The sequence below is a fragment of the Hyalangium gracile genome (assembly GCF_020103725.1).
Taxonomy (GTDB): Bacteria; Myxococcota; Myxococcia; order Myxococcales; family Myxococcaceae; genus Hyalangium; species Hyalangium gracile.
In genome coordinates, this window is sequence record NZ_JAHXBG010000003.1 from 68,158 (window position 1) to 84,822 (window position 16,665).

14 protein-coding genes are annotated in these 16,665 nt (G+C 67.7%); 5 read left to right on the forward strand and 9 right to left on the reverse strand.

Annotation, left to right across the window (positions count from 1 at the left end):
• Positions 1-46 precede the first annotated feature (46 nt).
• The gene (locus KY572_RS06910; RefSeq protein ID WP_224241607.1) at positions 47-250 is read left to right on the forward strand and encodes a hypothetical protein; all 204 of its coding nucleotides are present in this window, start codon (positions 47-49) and stop codon (positions 248-250) included.
• A gap of 956 nt (positions 251-1,206) precedes the next feature.
• Here the strand turns inward: KY572_RS06910 and KY572_RS06915 are convergent.
• Both KY572_RS06915 and KY572_RS06920 read right to left on the reverse strand, forming a co-directional pair.
• Positions 1,207-1,941 (reverse strand): immunity 52 family protein, encoded by a 735-nt coding sequence (locus tag KY572_RS06915; RefSeq protein ID WP_224241608.1) that lies wholly within the window; start codon positions 1,939-1,941, stop codon positions 1,207-1,209.
• Between the two features lie 9 nt (positions 1,942-1,950).
• A complete protein-coding gene (locus KY572_RS06920) occupies positions 1,951-3,564 on the reverse strand; it encodes a Tox-REase-5 domain-containing protein (RefSeq protein WP_224241610.1) in 1,614 nt (537 codons plus the stop codon).
• A gap of 205 nt (positions 3,565-3,769) precedes the next feature.
• Between KY572_RS06920 and KY572_RS06925 the strand changes: the two genes are divergently transcribed.
• The gene (locus KY572_RS06925; protein ID WP_224241612.1) at positions 3,770-3,991 is read left to right on the forward strand and encodes a hypothetical protein; all 222 of its coding nucleotides are present in this window, start codon (positions 3,770-3,772) and stop codon (positions 3,989-3,991) included.
• Positions 3,992-4,952: 961 nt separating this feature from the next.
• Here the strand turns inward: KY572_RS06925 and KY572_RS06930 are convergent.
• Both KY572_RS06930 and KY572_RS06935 read right to left on the reverse strand, forming a co-directional pair.
• On the reverse strand, positions 4,953-5,687 hold the full coding sequence (locus KY572_RS06930; protein ID WP_224241614.1) for an immunity 52 family protein: 735 nt from the start codon (positions 5,685-5,687) through the stop codon (positions 4,953-4,955).
• A gap of 10 nt (positions 5,688-5,697) precedes the next feature.
• The gene (locus KY572_RS06935) at positions 5,698-7,317 is read right to left on the reverse strand and encodes a Tox-REase-5 domain-containing protein (RefSeq protein ID WP_224241616.1); all 1,620 of its coding nucleotides are present in this window, start codon (positions 7,315-7,317) and stop codon (positions 5,698-5,700) included.
• Between the two features lie 688 nt (positions 7,318-8,005).
• Between KY572_RS06935 and KY572_RS06940 the strand changes: the two genes are divergently transcribed.
• Entirely contained in the window at positions 8,006-9,811 is a 1,806-nt protein-coding gene (locus tag KY572_RS06940; RefSeq protein ID WP_224241618.1) for a tetratricopeptide repeat protein, read from the forward strand.
• On the opposite strand, the gene KY572_RS48075 is transcribed toward KY572_RS06940, so the two are convergent.
• The 3 genes from KY572_RS48075 to KY572_RS06950 form a co-directional block, all read right to left on the reverse strand.
• Positions 9,702-10,100 carry an Imm52 family immunity protein gene (locus KY572_RS48075; protein ID WP_407659912.1) on the reverse strand — a complete coding sequence of 133 codons (399 nt, stop codon included), beginning with the start codon at positions 10,098-10,100 and terminating at the stop codon, positions 9,702-9,704. The two genes, KY572_RS06940 and KY572_RS48075, sit on opposite strands and share 110 nt — an antisense overlap.
• Before the next feature lie 80 nt (positions 10,101-10,180).
• Positions 10,181-11,128: a DUF2381 family protein gene (locus tag KY572_RS06945; RefSeq protein WP_224241620.1), complete on the reverse strand. Its 948-nt coding sequence runs from the start codon at positions 11,126-11,128 to the stop codon at positions 10,181-10,183.
• 104 nt (positions 11,129-11,232) lie between these two features.
• Positions 11,233-13,185: a serine/threonine protein kinase gene (locus tag KY572_RS06950; RefSeq protein ID WP_224241622.1), complete on the reverse strand. Its 1,953-nt coding sequence runs from the start codon at positions 13,183-13,185 to the stop codon at positions 11,233-11,235.
• Positions 13,186-13,582: 397 nt separating this feature from the next.
• Between KY572_RS06950 and KY572_RS06955 the strand changes: the two genes are divergently transcribed.
• Positions 13,583-13,822 carry a helix-turn-helix domain-containing protein gene (locus tag KY572_RS06955; RefSeq protein WP_224241623.1) on the forward strand — a complete coding sequence of 80 codons (240 nt, stop codon included), beginning with the start codon at positions 13,583-13,585 and terminating at the stop codon, positions 13,820-13,822.
• Positions 13,819-14,169 carry a helix-turn-helix domain-containing protein gene (locus tag KY572_RS06960; protein WP_224241624.1) on the forward strand — a complete coding sequence of 117 codons (351 nt, stop codon included), beginning with the start codon at positions 13,819-13,821 and terminating at the stop codon, positions 14,167-14,169. Before KY572_RS06955 ends, KY572_RS06960 begins: the two co-directional genes overlap by 4 nt.
• 49 nt (positions 14,170-14,218) lie before the next feature.
• Here the strand turns inward: KY572_RS06960 and KY572_RS06965 are convergent, their stop codons facing one another.
• Together KY572_RS06965 and KY572_RS06970 are read right to left on the reverse strand one after the other, a co-directional pair.
• Positions 14,219-15,424, reverse strand: coding sequence for a serine/threonine-protein kinase (locus tag KY572_RS06965; protein ID WP_224241625.1), 1,206 nt, complete (start codon positions 15,422-15,424; stop codon positions 14,219-14,221).
• 199 nt (positions 15,425-15,623) lie between these two features.
• Positions 15,624-16,613, reverse strand: a complete 990-nt coding sequence (locus KY572_RS06970; protein ID WP_224241626.1) for a TerC family protein — start codon at positions 16,611-16,613, stop codon at positions 15,624-15,626.
• Positions 16,614-16,665: the final 52 nt, after the last annotated feature.

Here is a 16,665-nt window from a genome sequence, read left to right on the forward strand (position 1 = left end):
TTAGCGTCGCCGGGCTTCGCGGGAGGCACGCATGCGGTGACGCCACGTGGCGGTAGGAATCCTTTCAGCCCTGGCGCTGACCGGCTGCCCCTCGGAGTTCGGCAAGGACGGCCGCGTGGCCAAGGCCGTGCACAAGGACGCGGAGGAGCAGGTGCTGGAACTCACGCGTTGCTCGGAGGCGCGTCGCAGGGAGGTCTGCGCCCCGGGCAAGCAGTCCTCGGACGAGTGTCGTCGGTGCGGAGGGCCGTGAGTGCGGAAGGAGAACTGGCGCAACCTCGTGGCTGTCTTCGCAGGCGTCCTGCTGCCACTGCCGCTGCTGTTGCTGTGGGGGCTGCTGAGGCCAGCGCTACCAGCGAATGCGCCAACCGGAGTGCGCATCAGCCCCATCCTCACCCAAGCGCAGCGCATGCGGCTGGTGACGTACGGGCGGCGCTGTGGTCCGAACAACGAGAAGTGTGAGCCACCCCTGGGCTGCTTGTTCGACGTCCGCTTTCCACGGACACCCTGCACCGACAGCGAGTGCTTGACGGATGCGCAGTGTCTGGAGGGCGAGGTGTGCCGAAACCTTGCCACCTGGGGAGACACACCCCAGGTTCGCCGCTGCATCCCCATTGGCCCACGCCAGGAGGGAGAGGGCTGCGTCGAACTTCCGCGCGACAAACGCAACTCCTGTGCTCCTGAATGGCTATGCAGTGGCCGTGATGAAGCCTGGTGCGCCCGGCCCTGCCGCCTGGGCGACAGCGAGGATTGTCCCGAAGGCTTCTTCTGCGCGGACACCGTTCCACAGCCCGCCTGTCTGCCCACGTGCGACAAACGCGGATGCCCCCCAGGTCAGCAGTGCATCCCGTTCGGGGAGGGCACCTCGATGTGCGCGCAGGTGTATGGCCCCGACTGCCGGACGACTCCCTGCCCTGAGGGTCGCAAGTGCGACGTTGCCAGAGAGCCACCCTATCCAGGCAAGGTGTGGATGGAATGTGTCCAGGAGTGCGGCGAAGACTTGCCCCCCTGCGGCACCGGCAACGTCTGCGACGGCTGGCATTGCCTGCCGGCCTGCGACCCTCACGGCCCTCCGGACGCGTGTGGCGAGGGCTATCACTGCAGCCGCAGCTGGGAGCAGGGCCCCTTCTCATGCCAGCCGCTCTATTGGGATTGGACGATGGGCATCTGAAGCACACTCACCTCTGGATTGCGCACGGCGGCGCAGCCCTACTTCGCGGGGTGCGGCTTGCGTTGGAGCAGGCCCGCCCGCTCCAGTAGCTCGCAGACGCGATCGGCCAGCGCCACGTGCGCCGGGTTGGTGGCGGTGAAGCGCTCGGGCGTGAGGATGACGAGCGTGCCCTTGTCTTCCACCGGCTCGATGCGCACTGGCGCTGGCAGCGGCGGCACACGTCCCAGCCGCCGCGAGAAGTATGTCACCCAGCCTGGCCACACGTCCGGGTACTTCGTCTTGATCATGTCACGGTAGGCGGATGAGACGGCCGCGCCCCAGTCCGGTTCCCATGCAGTGGCCAGGGCTCGCAGCGCCGCGACCTGGAAGGACGTCGTCAGAACGCGCTCCAACCCCGGCCCCTCGTTCGGCGCATCCAGCACACACCGGTTGGTCCCCTGCTCCCAATATCCCCCGCAGCCAATACTCAACCACGCGTCGTTCCCCCCCTGATGTCCATTCCACAGGCTGAAGCTGAACCCCAGGTCTTCCATGGGCTGGCGCCTGTCATCGCGCATGAGGTGGCGCTGGATGTACTGCTGGAGGCTGGAGACTTCGAGCTCCAACGGGCGCGTGAGGGCCTGCTTGAGCGACTTTGAACCCTTGAACCAGCTGGCGAAGAGCGGATCCACGGGCTGAAGCAACTGGACCACCGTCGCCAGGCGCCGCGCGCACTCCCCCGCGTCCTCCTTCCTCGCTCCCCAATACGCGCCGACGTAGTACGTCTCGATCATGGGCCGTTCTTATTGCAGTGCGGGAGTGTGAACCACCTCGATCCCCTTGACCTTTGCGTCCTCCAAGAGCTTTCGGATGGCGGCTGCCGCCTTCTCCTCCGCCACATGCCACCGAATGGGAACCCCCGGGATAGCTCGGAGCTGGCGTTGAGCCTGCTCGACGAGTTGCTTGGCTCCCGAGTCCTTGAACCAGCGTTTGGGGGCAAGGTTGTCGGTGAACTTGTTGGCGTAGCCGGGCCCCTTGGCCTCCAACAGCACTCCCTCCTCGAAGCCGTCGAGCTTCACCCCTCCGCTCTTCATGTCCTTGCCTCCCACCCAGTACGCCTCGCTCGCCGCGTGCCCACTGATCTGCTCCTGGTAGCGCGCCGCGCGCCTGCTCATCACCTCGTGCGCTGGCCCCCACTGCCCAGGACCTTCTGGCGCCGCCGGCTGTCCTCCTCTCGCCGCGTCGTTGGCTCGATGAAGGATGAGGGCCGCTCCGGGCCCGCCGCGCAGCGCCGTCACCACCCGCCCCACCGGCACCGCCACTCGCTCCACCGCCAGCGCTCCCTCGGCCGTCAGCCTCAGCGCCGGTACCGACACCACCTCCAGCCCTCGGCCTGTCGCTCCCACCGTGCGCGCCGTGCTTGCCGCCGTCCCGTACGTGCACAGCAGCGTCGTGCCCAGCTTCGACAGCACTCGCAGCTGCTCTCCTCGCGTCATCCGCCGGAAGCGCTCCAGGTACTCTGGCGAGTTCTTCAGTAGCGCCACCACCGCCGTGGGCAGCTGCTCCAACTCGGCCATGCTCCGCAGCGGATGGCTCACCAGCCTTCCCATCGCCACGGCCAGTTCCACCACGGCCTCCTCCGCCCCCTCCATCACCCGGCTGAGCACATCCGCGTCGTCGTACACCTCCGCCAGCACTCCGCCCTGCCTGCTCTCCCTCAGCTCCTCATCCACCTCGAAGAAGGCCATGCCGTTGCGCCCCGAGTAGAAGCGCCCCACCTCGAAGCCACGCGCTCGAAACGCTCCCTCCTTCCACTCCACAGGCGCCACGCGCTGCTGCGTCTCTCCCGTGAGCGCCCACGCCAGGTACCCGTCCGGCCTCAGCACTGCCAGCCCCCGGAAGCGCTTCACTCGCTCCAGCAGCTCCTCGCGCCCTGGCTCCTCTTCCCCCTCCATCACCTCTCTCAACAAGTAGCTGGCCACCAGCCGTGGGCCAAAGCCGGCCAGCGTGACGGGCTTGCCCAGCAGCACCTCATACAGCTGCGCCGCTTCCTCCGGCGTCAATGGCTCCCCTCGCGCCGGCAGCTCGTTGAGGTTGTCCAACCCGCCCAGCAGCAGCACCGCCTCGAAGCCATCCACCTGCACCAGCCCGCCCATCACCGCGCGCGCCACCAGCCCCGCGGGGCCACTGCTGCCTTCGCGGCCCGACGGCTGCGCCTTCTCTTTGCTCGCGGCCACCGGGCCTGGCGCGTCCTGGGGGGTGGCTGGCCGGTAGCGCAGCCGCTCCAGCATCGCCACCCCTCCCAGCGGCGGCCCGCCCCGGCCGCTGGCGCAGCCCGCGACCACCGCCCACAGCACCACCACCGCCCATCCCTTCGTGGCTCGGGGCACGTGCCGCTTCTCTCGGCTCTCCTTCATCTCTCCTCCCCCTCCGCTCTCCGGCTCCAGCGCGGATTCAGCACTCAGTAGAATCCTCTGCCGCAGGGGACTCCATGCCCTCCCGCGTGAGAATGCGAGCGTGCTCTGCTCCTCCACGGCCTCGATGCGCACCGGCACTGGCAGCGGCGGCATGGACGCTGCGGCAGCCTGTTGTTAGCGTCGCCAGGCTTCACGGGAGGCACTCATGCGGTGGCGCTACGTGGCGATAGGAATCCTTTCAGCCCTGGCGCTGACCGCCTGCCCCTCGGAGTTCGGCAAGGACGGCCGCGTGGCCAAGGCCGTCCATCAGGATGCGCAGGAGCAGGTCATCATCATCAGCAAATGCGAGGAACGTTACCGCAATCGGGTCTGCGCCCCTGGCAAGGAGACCTCGATGGAGTGTCTCGAGTGCGGAGGGCCGCCTTAGGTGCGGACGGGGAGTTGGCGCAAGTGGGTGGCTGTCTTCGTGGGAGTGCTGCTGTTGCCTCTGCCCCTGCTGGTCCTGCTGTGGGGGCTGCTCAAGCCAGAGGTGCCAGCGGATGGCCCCCCAGGGGTGCGCGTCAGCCCCATGCTCACTCACGACCAGCGCATGCGCTTGGTGACGTACAGGCGGCGCTGCGGTCCGAGCCAGGAGAAGTGTGAGCCCCCGCTGGGCTGCTTGTACGACTCTCGCTACCCACAGACCACCTGCGTCGACAGCGAGTGCCTGACGGATGCACAGTGTCTGGAAGGCGAGGTGTGCCGCCGCCTTGCCACCTGGGGAGACACACCCCAGGTTCGCCGCTGCGTCCCCGTGGGCCCGCGTCAGGAGGGAGAGGGCTGCGTCAGGCTTGCATGGGACAAAGTGAATGCTTGCGCTCCTGAATGGCTGTGCAGCGGCCGTGACTGGGAGTGGTGTGCCCGGCCTTGCCGCCTGGATGACAGCAAGGGCTGCCCTGAGGGCTTCTTCTGCGCGGACACCGTTCCCCAGCCCGCCTGCCTGCCGACGTGCAAGGCACGCGGATGTCCCCAGGGTCAGCAGTGCATCCCATTCAGTGAAGGCGCTTCCGTGTGCGCTCGGGTCTATGGCCCCCAGTGCCAGCAGACTCTCTGCCCGGATGGCCGCAAATGTGAAGTGATCCACGAGCCGTCGCATCCAGCCCAGGTGTGGATGGAGTGTGTCGAGGAGTGTGGTGACGGTTTACCGCCCTGCGGCGCTGGCAAGGTCTGTGATGGCCGGCATTGCCGGCCGGCGTGCGATCCCCATGGCCCAGAGGTGTGCGGCGAGGGCTATCACTGTAGCCGCCGTGGGGAGGACAGGCCCTTCGCATGCCAACCCCTGTCCTGGGATGAGACGATGGCGAACTGAGCGAGGCAGTGGCTTCTGCTCGCGGCTTCCATGTATGGGCCTACTTCGCGGGGGGCGGCTTACGTTGGAGCAGGCCGGCCCGCTCCAGCAGCTCGCAGACGCGATCGGCCAGCGCCACGTGCTCCGGGTTGGTGGCGGTGAAGCGCTCGGGCGTGAGGATGACGAGCGTGCCCTGGTCCTCCACCGGCTCGATGCGCACTGGCGCTGGCAGCGGCGGCACACGGCCCAGCCGCCGCGAGAAGTATGTCACCCAGCCCACCTTCGCCCCCAAATATTGCGTCTTGCTCATGTCACGGTAGGCGGTGGAGATGGCCGCGCCCCAGTCCGGGTCCCATGCGGTGACCAGGGCCCTCAGCGCCGCGACCTGGAAGGGCTCCGTCAGGACGCGCTCCACCCCCGGCCCCTCGTTCGGCGCGTCCAGGACACACCGGTTGGTCACCTGCTCCCAATACCCCCCGCAAGCAATGCTCAGCCAAGCGTGGTTCTCCCCCTGCTTCCCATTCCACAGACCGAAGCTGAAGCCCAGATCTTCCATGGGCTGGCGCCTGTCGTCGCGCATGAGGTAGCGCTGGATGTACTGCTGGACACTGGAGACTTCGAGTTCCAGCGGGCGCGTCAAGGACTGCTTGAGCGACCTGGCGCTCTTGAACCAGCTGGCGAAGAGCGGGTCCACCGGCTGCAGCAACTGGACCACCATCACCAGGCGCCGCGCGCACTCCTCCGCGTCCTCCTTCCTCGCTCCCCAGTACGTGCCAATATGGTACGTCTCGATCATCGGGCCTTTCTTATTGCAGCGCCGGGGTGTGGACCACCTCGATCCCCTCTACCTCTGCATCCTTCAAGAGCTTTCGGATGGCGTCTGCGGCCTTCTTCTCCGCCACATGCCACCGGATGGGGACACCCTGCGCTACCCTGAACTGGCGTTGAGCCTGCGCGATGAGTTGCCTGGCTCCGGAATCCTTGAACCAAGGTTTGGGTGCGAGATCGTCGGTGAACTTGTTGGCGTAGCCGGGCCCCTTGGCCTCCAGCAGCACTCCCTCCTCGAAGCCGTCGAGCTTCACCCCGCCGCTCTTCATGTCCTTGCCCCCCACCCAGTACGCCTCGCTCGCCGCGTGCCCGCTGATCTGCTCCTGGTAGCGCGCCGCGCGCCTGCTCATCACCTCGTGCGCGGGCCCCCACTGCCCAGGGCCTTCTGGAGCCGCCGGCTGTCCTCCTCTCGCCGCCTCGTTGCTTCGCTGGAGGATGAGGGCCGCTCCAGGCCCGCCGCGCAGCGCCGTCACCACCCGCCCCACCGGCACCGCCACTCGCTCCACCGCCAGCGCTCCCTCGGCCGTCAGCCTCAGCGCCGGTACCGACACCACCTCCAGCCCTCGGCCTGTCGCTCCCACCGTGCGCGCCGTGCTTGCCGCCGTCCCGTACGTGCACAGCAGCGTCGTGCCCAGCTTCGACAGCACTCGCAGCTGCTCTCCTCGCGTCATCCGCCGGAAGCGCTCCAGGTACTCCGGCGAGCTCTTCAGCAGCCCCACCACCGCCGTGGGCAGGTGCTCCAGCTCCGCCACGCTCCGCAGCGGGTGGCTCACCAGCCTTCCCATCGCCACGGCCAGCTCCACCACGGCATCCTCCGCACCCTCCATCACCCGGCTCAGCACATCCGCGTCGTCGTACACCTCCGCCAGCACTCCGCCCTGCCTGCTGTCCCTCAGCTCCTCATCCACCTCGAAGAAGGCCATGCCGTTGCGCCCCGAGTAGAAGCGCCCTACCTCGAAGCCATGTGCCCGAAACGCTCCCTCCTTCCACTCCACCGGCGCCACGCGCTGCTGCGTCTCTCCCGTGAGCGCCCACGCCAGGTACCCGTCCGGCCTCAGCACCGCCAGCCCCCGGAAGCGCTTCACTCGCTCCAGCAGCTCCTCGCGCTCAGGCTCCTCTTCCCCCTCCATCACCTCTCTCAACAAGTAGCTGGCCACCAGCCGCGGGCCAAAGCCGGCCAGCGTGACCGGCTTGCCCAGCAGCACCTCGTACAGCCGCGCCGCTTCCTCCGGCGTCAATGGCTCCCCTCGCGCCGGCAGCTCGTTGAGGTTGTCCAACCCGCCCAGCAGCAGCACCGCCTCGAAGCCATCCACCTGCACCAGCCCGCCCATCACCGCGCGCGCCACCAGCCCCGCGGGGCCACTCCCGCCTTCACGGCCAGGCGGCGGCTGCTGCGCCTTCTTCTTGCTCGCGGCCACCGGGGCTGGCGCGTCCTGGGGGGTGGCCGGCCGGTAGCGCAGCCGCTCCATCATCGCCACCCCTCCCAGCGGCGGCCTGCCCGGGCCGCTGGCGCAGCCCGCGACCACCGCCCACAGCACCACCACCGCCCAGCCCTTCGCGGCTCGGGGTACGTACCGCTTCTCTCGGCTCGCCTTCATCTCTCCTCCCCCCTCCGCTCTCCGGCTCCGGCGCGGATTCAGCGCTCAGTAGAATCCTCTGCCGCGGGGAACACTACGCCTTCCAGCGTCACATGGCGTGCCACCCGCCGCATACAGAGGCCATCCATCAAGACGCGCAGGACCAACTGGGTATCGTGAGTTGCTCGGAGGCGCGGAACCAGAGGTATACGACGGCCGCAGAGGTGTTCCTTGTCGCCTTTGTTGGTGGTCATCAAAAGGCGCGGAAATCTGGTCATGGTCGGTTCGGGGTCTTGACATTGACCTGGCGCCCCTCGGGCGCCAGACGATCAGCCCCAGCCGCCGTGCGCCCGACGAGTCATAGGGGCGCCTTGGAGGCGCCGAGCGAAGCGAGCTTGCCCTTGACGCGGCGGGCGTGCGGTGGCCCGCCAATCCCGGAAACCCGGTCGAGCGATGACCCAGTTCCCGCGCTTTCTCATGTCGGCCAACACGCCTTGCCGGGTCGCCGTGTAGTTTGCACGGACGCACCATGCACACCCGCTTCTCCTCTCTGCTGGAAGTCCCTCTGTTCCTCTCAGCGTTTACGCGGTGCCCCCCTCTTCTGTGGGTGGTGTGTCTCGGCGTCCTCTGCTCGCAGACGGCCATGGCAGAGCGGACGTCCTCGTCTGGGGATGCTGCAACCCTTGCGGACCTCCAGCACGAGGTCGCCATGCTCAAAGAGACGAGCACGTTACGATTGGAAGCACAAAAAGAAAGCCTCCAAAAAGACTTGCAACTTCTGCAAAAAGACCTGCAGACCTTACAAGCAAACATCGACAAGCAGAACCAGCGGATAGAGGACATCAATGCCGCGACAAATCGGTTCTCGATAGCGCTGACCGGATTCGGGATCCTCATCACCCTGGTTGTTGCGATAGCAGGTGCGGCCGCTTGGTATAGCGCAGGAACAAAAGCAAAGGAGGCTGCGCAGGACTGGGTCAGAAGCCATGAAACGGAATTGCTTGAGCAGGTGAAGCGGGCACAGGCGGAGGTGGAGGCCAAGGTCGGCATCTTTGAGACTGCGGTGGCCCAAGCCAGCCAGCATCTTCAAAGTCAAATTGATGCCATCAAGGCCACGGTTGATGCCATTGGCGAGAAAGCAGCGCAAGTCAGTCAGCGCATGCAGACACATGAAGACGCCGTCAAGCAGGAGGCGGAAGGTGCGAAGGCTCAAATTCGAGCGGCGGTCGCTGCCGCCACTCCCGCTGCGCCAACGGCGGAGCAGAAGAGTGCGCTAAGGGAAGAGGCAAAGCGGATCACGCAGAAACCCGAGGCTGATTATACATTCAAGGATTGGGAGTCTCGTGCCCTGAATGCCTATAATGAAAGCGATTGGGATACCGCTGCACTGTTCTTTGGCAATGCCGCTAGATCCATTTCCGCGCCCCCTCTCGGAGTTGCACGGTCGTTGTTTGGCCGAGCCATAGCGCTTGGCCTGAAAGGCCACAGCGGGGAGGCGGTGGCCAGCTACGAGGAGGTGGTGCGGCGCTTTGGCGAGGCCGCGGAGGTCCCCCTGAGGGAGCAGGTGGAGGTCCCCCTGAAGAAGCAGGTGGCCATGGCGCTGGTCAACAAGGGCGTCACGCAGGGGCAGTTGGGGCGCGCCGAGAAGGAGGTGGCCAGCTACGAGGAGGTGGTGCGGCGCTTTGGCGAGGCTGCGGAGGTCCCCCTGAAGGAGCAGGTGGCCAAGGCGCTGGTCAACAAGGGCGTCACGCAGAAGCAGTTGGGGCGCACCGAGGAGGCGGTGGCCAGCTACGAGGAGGTGGTGCGGCGCTTTGGCGAGGCCGTGGAGGTCCCCCTGAAGGAGCCGGTGGCCACGGCGCTGTTCAACAAGGGCGTCGCGCAGGGGCAGTTGGGGCGCGCCGAGGAGGCGGTGGCCAGCTACGAGGAGGTGGTGCGGCGCTTTGGCGAGGCCGCAGAGGTCCCCCTGAAGGAGCAGGTGGCCATGGCGCTGGTCAACAAGGGCGTCACGCAGGGGCAGTTGGGGCGTGCCGAGGAGGCGGTGGCCAGCTACGAGGAGGTGGTGCGGCGCTTTGGCGAGGCCGCGGAGGTCCCCCTGAAGAAGCTGGTGGCCATTGCGCTTAATAGTTTGGGTTTTGATTTGTTACTAAAAACCAAGCGCTCTTGGTCTGATAGTGGCTCTCGCAAGCGGGATTTGGGACTTGCCGAAGCACGATTCCTCAGCGCACATGAATATGCTTCAAGCAACTCCATGGTGATGGGAAATCTAGCGTATGTTTATTTCCTGAGTGGGCGGAGAGAACTTGTGAGCGAAATGCTTCAGCGCGCCCTGCAAGCGGGTGGTGAGGAACTCTACAATGCTACGATCCAAGACACCAAGACGGACTCTGTGCCAGAAGATGCTGAATTCAGAGCAATCGTAGAAAAGACATGGGTTCAATTACAGACGCAGGCCGCCAAAAAGGTGGTCCCGCGTCCCTCAGAGGAAGGAACGGGGGGCCTTCCCTCCTCTGAGTGATGAGGACAGTGGCGCGGGCTACGCCTTCGCCGCCGTCGGGCTGCGATCTGACTGGAGGCAACCATGAGGAAGCGCGGCGTAGCGATCGCGGCGACGAAGTTCGGTGCTTCCGGCAGATCGTCTCCACTTCGAGTTCCAGCGGGCGCGTCAGGGACTGCTTGAGCGACCTGGCGCTCTTGAACCACCGGGCGAAGAGTGGATCCACCGGCTGCAGCAACTGGACTACCTTCACCAGGCGCCGCGCGCACGCCTCCGCGTCCTCCTTCCTCGCTCCCCAGTACGCGCCGATGTACTACGTCTCGATCATCGGGCCTTTCTTATGGCAGCGCTCGGGATGTCTCCTCCCTCCTCATCGGCACCGGCGCGGAATCAGCGCGCAGTGGAATCCGGAGCCGCAGGGAACACTACGCCCTCCAGCGTCACACTGCGCGCGCCACCCGCCTCCCACAGCCTGAGGGTGTATGTGCCCTGGAGTTCCCGCTCAGACGCTTCGGCTTCCACCACCACACTCCCGAACTTCCCCAACGCGATCGGTGCGGACTGCCACAGCGGCAGCACCTGCACCTCTCTCCCATGCGCATCCGCCAGCGTGGCGCCCTCGGCCCCCCATGGCTGCGCTCCAGACAGAAGATGTAGCTGCAATTCCACCGCCCCCCGGGTACTCGCTCGGTAACTCCACACACCCGTCGGACTCAGCGCGCTGCCCTTACGCACGATGAAGCGCGGCGTAGGCCAGGAGAGGTTCTCGGACGCGACACCTCGGCTTTTCGTGCCCATGATCCCCGCGCTCACCAGGCCCCGCAGCCCCTCGGGACTGCCCTGAGAGGCGCGCAGCTGGGCGTTCTCCTCCTGGCAGCGCCGCGCCGCTTGTCTCTGCTCGACCAGCTCCCGCTGGTAGGACTCCGCCGTGCGTGCCTGACGGTGCACCTCCACCTGCCGCGCCGCTCTGGCTGGGTGCACGTAGAGGAGCACGGTGGCCACGGCTGGCGCCACCCCATCCCCGAAACGCACCGTCAGCTTGCGCCACTCGCCGGGCAGCAGGAGCGCCGTGGGAAGGAGTGCCACGAGCTGCCGGCCCTGCACCCGTTGCACCTCTTGCTCCGTGGCCTGCACCTCCACCGCCCCGGGCGCCAGTGGCGTGTCGAAGAGCAGGGTGGTGGCCGTACCCGGGCTGAGGCAGAGCACGGGCGGTGCGCTCGGCTCGGCGGAGAGCTCCAGGGGCCGGGGCGCGGCTTCACAGTCGGGTGGGTTGGGCGAAGCCTCCAGGCCTGGCGTGGCGGCGAGCACGGCGGACAACAGCGGCAAAGCGGTGAGCACGGCGAGGTGACCTCCGAGGGTGGCAGGCGGCGGCGTGTCCTGGCACGTCGCCTCTACCACGCCTCACCCGTGCGGCGTGCTCACCTCTCGCGATGCGCGGTGTCTCACTCGAACTTGCGAACAGCTTGCAGGGGAACGTAGGAGGAGACTTCGCCCTCGTCGTTGCGTGGGTGCCGATACGCGATGCAGACAGGGTACGTCTTGCCCTCCTGGGTAGTGGCCTGAACGAAGTGCCCCCAGGCGTACTTCTCCGAGAGGAGGATCCGCCCCGAGAGCAGCACCAGTTGACCGAGTTGACCGAGGGGTTCGCTAAGTTTCACCGTCGTCCACCCCTCTTTGATGGGGACAGGCCGCGCTGGCCCGTCGTACCACGTGAACACCCCCGCTCCCTGGTCGCCGATACGGATGCCCAGCTGCTCCATGGCCTCCAACGAGCCCGGCGGACACGGCTCGGCCGTCACCGGCGGAGGGCGCACTTCCGCGCCAGGCCCGGTGCAGGCCAGGGTGGTGCAGGTGGTGAGCAGGGCCGCCGCCTTCCTTGCGGACCCCGGGCGCTTGGGTTGCTTCTGCTGCTCTGTCTTCACGGAAGCCTCAGGCTCTTGAGCCGTGGCGCCAGCGGCCACGGACGCGGCGAGAGCCCCCTCGGTCTCGAGAGGAACCGCGCGCTCAGCTTCCGGTGGTTTCAGAGGAGGCGCCACTTTCCCACCGCTCCACCAGGTAGGCAGGCTCCCATCCCACCCGAGCAGAGGGTTCGGGGCCGCGGACGCCCCCACTGTGGAGCTCCGCGCAGCCGGAGCCAGAGCCGTCACCTGCCCCCGTGACGCGAGCCACGCGGCCAGCCATCCCAGCGTGAGGAGCAGGCCCACCGCCGTCACTTCCACCGCACGTCGCCGCCATGGCGAGGCACGCAGAGCAGGAGCCGAAGCGGATGCGGAGACAGGAGCGACGGGAACACCGTCCGGCCTGAAGGACTGCTCCCGCTCGGCGGAGCCAGCTGGCTCCAGCGCCACCGCGAGGGCCGCACGCTTGCCACGGCGTGGCCTGGAAGAGCCCCTGGCCCACCGCTCCTCCTCGTCCATGTCCTCCTCCTCGGGAGGACCAGCAGGCTCGACGTGAGGCTCGCACAGCGGCGCTTCCCACTCCGACCCCTCCCGCCTGAGCAGTTCCTCCACCCCCTGCCCCAACGCCGCCGCGTCCGGCCTGGCCTCGGGATGCTTCGCCAGCAGCCGCAGACACAGCTCGCTCAGCTCGCGCGGCACTCGCGGGTTGCGCTCGTGCGGCGGCACTGGCGCGCGGCTGAGCACCGCCTCCACGTCCGCGCCCTCCTCCACCGAGAAAGGCACGTCGTCCGTCAACAGCCAGTAGAGCACCACCCCCACCGCGTACACGTCATCCGCCGGCGTGGGCCGGTAGCGCGCCCCCTGCTCGAAGCCGTGCTCCCGCAGGAAGCGCCAGGCCTCGGGGCTGCGGTACTCCCAGGTGCCCGGCGGCACCACCCCTCGCGTCACCCGCGCGGCCTGCTCGCAGCCGCTCACGCCGAAGTCCACCAGCACCGCCGCGCCGTCCTCCTCCCTCACCAGGACGTTGGCCTCCTTCACATCCCGGTGCACCACGCCGGCCGCGTGCACCGCGCCCAGCCCCTGGCTCAAGTCCCGCAGCAGGTGCAACACCCGGCGCGCGCAAGGGTTCTCCTCGCGGACCCACGCGTCCAGCCGCCGCCCCGCCACGTACTCCATCACCACCACCAGGTAGCGCGGCTGCGCCTCCGGCCACTGCCAGAAGCCGCGCAGGCTCGCCACGTGGCGGTGGTGCACGCGGCTGAGCACCACCACCTCGCGCTCGGCCCACCCGGAGTGGTGCTCCAGCGACAGGAACTTCAGCGCGTGCGCTTGCCCGCCGCGCCGCGCCAGGAACACGGTGCCGAAGCCACCCGCTCCCAGCCGCCGCGCCACCACATAAGGCCCCACCTCCGTGCCGGGCTCGAGCCGCACCCCGGAGGTGTGGCGCCGCCTCCGGCGCCCCTGGGCCATGGCGGGCCTGACGGTGGGTTCACTCATGGCGGACCTCTCTGAAAAGGGGCAGGGAACCACAACCGCTCAGGTAGGTACGTCCGGGCCTCCACGACACGGACTTCCCACCCCAAGGTAGGCCCTCACCCACACGGGGGGATGTCCAAACGTTTGGACATGGGGGGAGATGTCCGGACGTTTGGACATGGGGGAGATGTCCGGACGTTTGGACATGGGGGGATGACCGGACGTCCGGTCATCAGGGCGAGGGAGATGACCGGACGTCCGGTCATCAGGGCGAGGGAGATGACCGGACGTCCGGTCATCAGGGCAGGTAACCAACAAGGTTGGACGGACTAACGCACGAGGTATACACCCTGACTAACCCATGCATACAACCCACCGCCGCCGTCCCCGGCGCGGACACGCGCAGGAGAGTCACTCCATGTCGTTGAGGCTCGCAGAGAACATCGGCACCGCCACCCGCGAGGCGCGCACGCAGGCAGGGCTTTGCCGCCAGCAGGTCGCCGAGGCCATCGGGCTGTCACTCCCCGCCTACGAGAGGCTGGAGCGAGGACGGCTGCTCCCAGGTGTCACCACCCTGTGCCGCCTGGCCCAGGCGCTGAACACCTCCGTGGATGTCCTCGTGGGCCGCTGGCCTCTCCTCCCGGTCCGCGCGCCATGAGAGAGCAGATCGCCTCGAGGCTCAGCAATGCCGCCCGCGCCGCGCGCGAACGCCTGGGCCTGACCCAGGCCGAGGTCGCCGGGCTCATGGAGCTGTCCCCCATCGTCTACAACCGCCTGGAGCGCGGCAGGATGCTCCCCAGCGTTCCGACGCTCGTCCAGCTGTGTGAGACCTTGCGCATCTCCCCCGCGGAGCTGCTCGGCTTCCCCCGCCCGGAGAAGGCACGCAAGGCGGTCCTCTCGGAGGAGGAGCCCCCCTCGCTTCAGCAGCTCCTCACCCTGGCCAGGCGGCTGGACGACAGCCAGCGCCAGGTGCTCATCACCGTGGCCAAGGCCCTCCTCCGCTGAGGCCAAGGGCCGGGACACCACCTCCTCGCGCCCCCAGCCCGGCCCCCGCTCACCCCTCCGCTTCGTCGCTGTCGAGCAGCTCGGGGTAGAGACCACCCTCCACGGGCTCCCCCACGTCACGCAAGGCGCTCGCGTCACGGATCAGCCGCTCCACCTCCTCGGCTGCATCCTTGCGCCCGTAGCTCGGGGCCAGCGCGGCGAGCTGGGCGAGCAGCTCCCGCCGCAGCTCCCCGACCGTCGCGTGGCGCCGGGCCGGATCCCGCTGGAGCGCCTTGCGCAGCAGGGCCGCGAGCCCCTCCGGCAGGCCCGCCGCCGCACGCTCGACATCCTCCGGGCCGTAGCGCTCCACCCGCGCCAGCATCCGCTCCAGCGGCAGCGGTGGGGCCTCATCCGCCCGCACCTCCCTCCCCGATGACGACGCGGACACCTCCTCCTGCTCGCCATCGAAGAGGTGGTGGCTCGTCAGTGCCTCGAGCAGGACCAGTCCCAGGGAGAAGACGTCCGAGCGGGCATCCATGGGAAGGCCCAGGAGGTACTCGGGCGAGGCGTAGAGCAGATCCCCTTTCTTGAGCAGCTCGGGCGTCTCCAGCCGGCCCACCCGCTTCGAGTACGCCGCGCCGAAGTCCGTCAGCTTCACCTCGCCGCAGCGGCGGCCCACGCGGATGTTCCGAGGGCTGACGTCCCGGTGGATGATGCCCAGGGGGCGGCCTCCGTCCTCCCGGTCGGTCAGCGTATGCGCATAGTCGAGCGCGTCCGCCACCTCCGCCGCGACGTAGAGCGCGAAGGGGGCCGGCAGCGGCTGGCGCCGCAACGCCGCCGTGCTCAGCAATGACTCGAGCAGCGGACCGGCCACGTACTCCATGACGACGTACGGGCTGCCCCCGAACACCTTGAAGTGATGGACCTGGGCAATGGCTGGATGGTGGAGCCGGAACGCCAGCTGCACCTCCTCCTTCAGGCGCTGGCGCAGCTCGGACCGCCGAGGGGACTGAAGGCGCTTGACCACCACGTGGCCGGCCATGCCCCGGGGCAGCGACCGCTCGAAGAGGAGCAGCTGCACCCCGTTCTTCCGCTCCTCCAGGACGCGCAGGAACTTGAAGGTGACCGGCCCGGCACGGAAGGACTCCCGCTGCTGAATCAGCCGGGACAGCCGCTCCATGCCCTCGAGCACCTCGGCGAGCTCCCGCCGAGCCTCCGGCGACAAGCCTTCCTCCGGGGCCGCGGGCGTTTCCTCCTCATGCTTCCTGTCACTCATGGCGTGCTCCGGATGAACAACCTGCCACATCATCAACCTCCCTGGTTAGCTAACCTGACGAGTTAGCACACAGGCCGAGGCGAGAGGAAGCAGCCGGCACGCTGTTCAGCGCAGTCCTCACGCGTGTTGCGCGGGCAACTCCACGCCTACGAGCACTTTCTGGAGATGAACCGGGCGAAGGCGCCGAATCGACGCGCCCTCAGCCCTTCACGCGCTCCTGGTCCTGCTTGGGCTCCGGCGGCTTCACGCCCTCCGGAAGGGGCTCCTCCGCGGCCTTGGGCCAGAGGAGCGAGGCCCCGATGCTGCTGGCGAGGATGAGGGCGATGATTCCCAGGGACACGGCCTCGTGGAAGTGGAACTTGATGGAGGTGAGCAGCATCTTCACCCCCACGAAGCACAGGATGATGGACAGGCCCACCTTCAGGAAGTGGAACTTCTCCATCAGCCGGGCCACCAGGAAGAACAGCGAGCGCAGCCCGAGAATCGCGCACACGTTGGACGTGTAGGCGATGAACGGATCCTGGGTGATGCCCAGCACCGCGGGGATCGAGTCCAGCGCGAACAAGAGGTCCGTGGCCTCCACCACCAGCAGCACCAGGAACAGCGGCGTCACCTTGGTGCGGTTGTCCTCCTTCACGAAGAAGTGGCTGCCGGTGCCCTGCCGCGCCACCGGCAGCACGCGCCGGGCGAACTTCACCACCGCCTGCTGCTCCGGGTCCGCCGCCTCTCCGTCCTCCTTGGACAGCAGCATCTTCACGCCGGTGAACACGAGGAAGGCGCCGAAGATGTAGATGAGCCAGTGGAAGCGCGTCACCAGCGCCGTGCCGGTGATGATGAGCGTGGCGCGCATCAGGAACGCGCCCAGGATGCCCCAGAAGAGCACCCGGTGCTGGTGCTCCGGCGCCACCCGGAAGTAGCTGAACACCACCAGGAAGACGAACAGGTTGTCGACCGAGAGCGCGTACTCGACGACGTAGGCGGTGAGCCACTGCAGCCCCAGCTCCGAACCGCGGAAGAACCCGATGCCCAGGCAGAACAGCAGGCTGATGCTGATCCACACCGCCGTCCAGATGCCCGCTTCCTTGGGCGAGACCGCGTGGTCCTTGCGGTGGAACACACCGAGGTCCAGGGCGAGCATCGCCACCACGAAGACATGAAAGCCGACCCAGAGCGCGACTTGGCTGTTCACAGACCTTCCAGGGTTGACACGGAGCGGCGAGCACCCTACTCGGCCTGACCGC

Coding starts and splice junctions, on each gene's coding strand:
- KY572_RS06915 (WP_224241608.1), bottom strand. CDS start 1,941: ATGATCGAGACGTACTACGTCGGCGCGTATTGGGGAGCGAGGAAGGAG.
- KY572_RS06920 (WP_224241610.1), bottom strand. CDS start 3,564: ATGAAGGAGAGCCGAGAGAAGCGGCACGTGCCCCGAGCCACGAAGGGA.
- KY572_RS06925 (WP_224241612.1), top strand. CDS start 3,770: ATGCGGTGGCGCTACGTGGCGATAGGAATCCTTTCAGCCCTGGCGCTG.
- KY572_RS06930 (WP_224241614.1), bottom strand. CDS start 5,687: ATGATCGAGACGTACCATATTGGCACGTACTGGGGAGCGAGGAAGGAG.
- KY572_RS06935 (WP_224241616.1), bottom strand. CDS start 7,317: ATGAAGGCGAGCCGAGAGAAGCGGTACGTACCCCGAGCCGCGAAGGGC.
- KY572_RS06940 (WP_224241618.1), top strand. CDS start 8,006: ATGCTCAAAGAGACGAGCACGTTACGATTGGAAGCACAAAAAGAAAGC.
- KY572_RS06950 (WP_224241622.1), bottom strand. CDS start 13,185: ATGAGTGAACCCACCGTCAGGCCCGCCATGGCCCAGGGGCGCCGGAGG.
- KY572_RS06955 (WP_224241623.1), top strand. CDS start 13,583: ATGTCGTTGAGGCTCGCAGAGAACATCGGCACCGCCACCCGCGAGGCG.
- KY572_RS06960 (WP_224241624.1), top strand. CDS start 13,819: ATGAGAGAGCAGATCGCCTCGAGGCTCAGCAATGCCGCCCGCGCCGCG.
- KY572_RS06965 (WP_224241625.1), bottom strand. CDS start 15,424: ATGAGTGACAGGAAGCATGAGGAGGAAACGCCCGCGGCCCCGGAGGAA.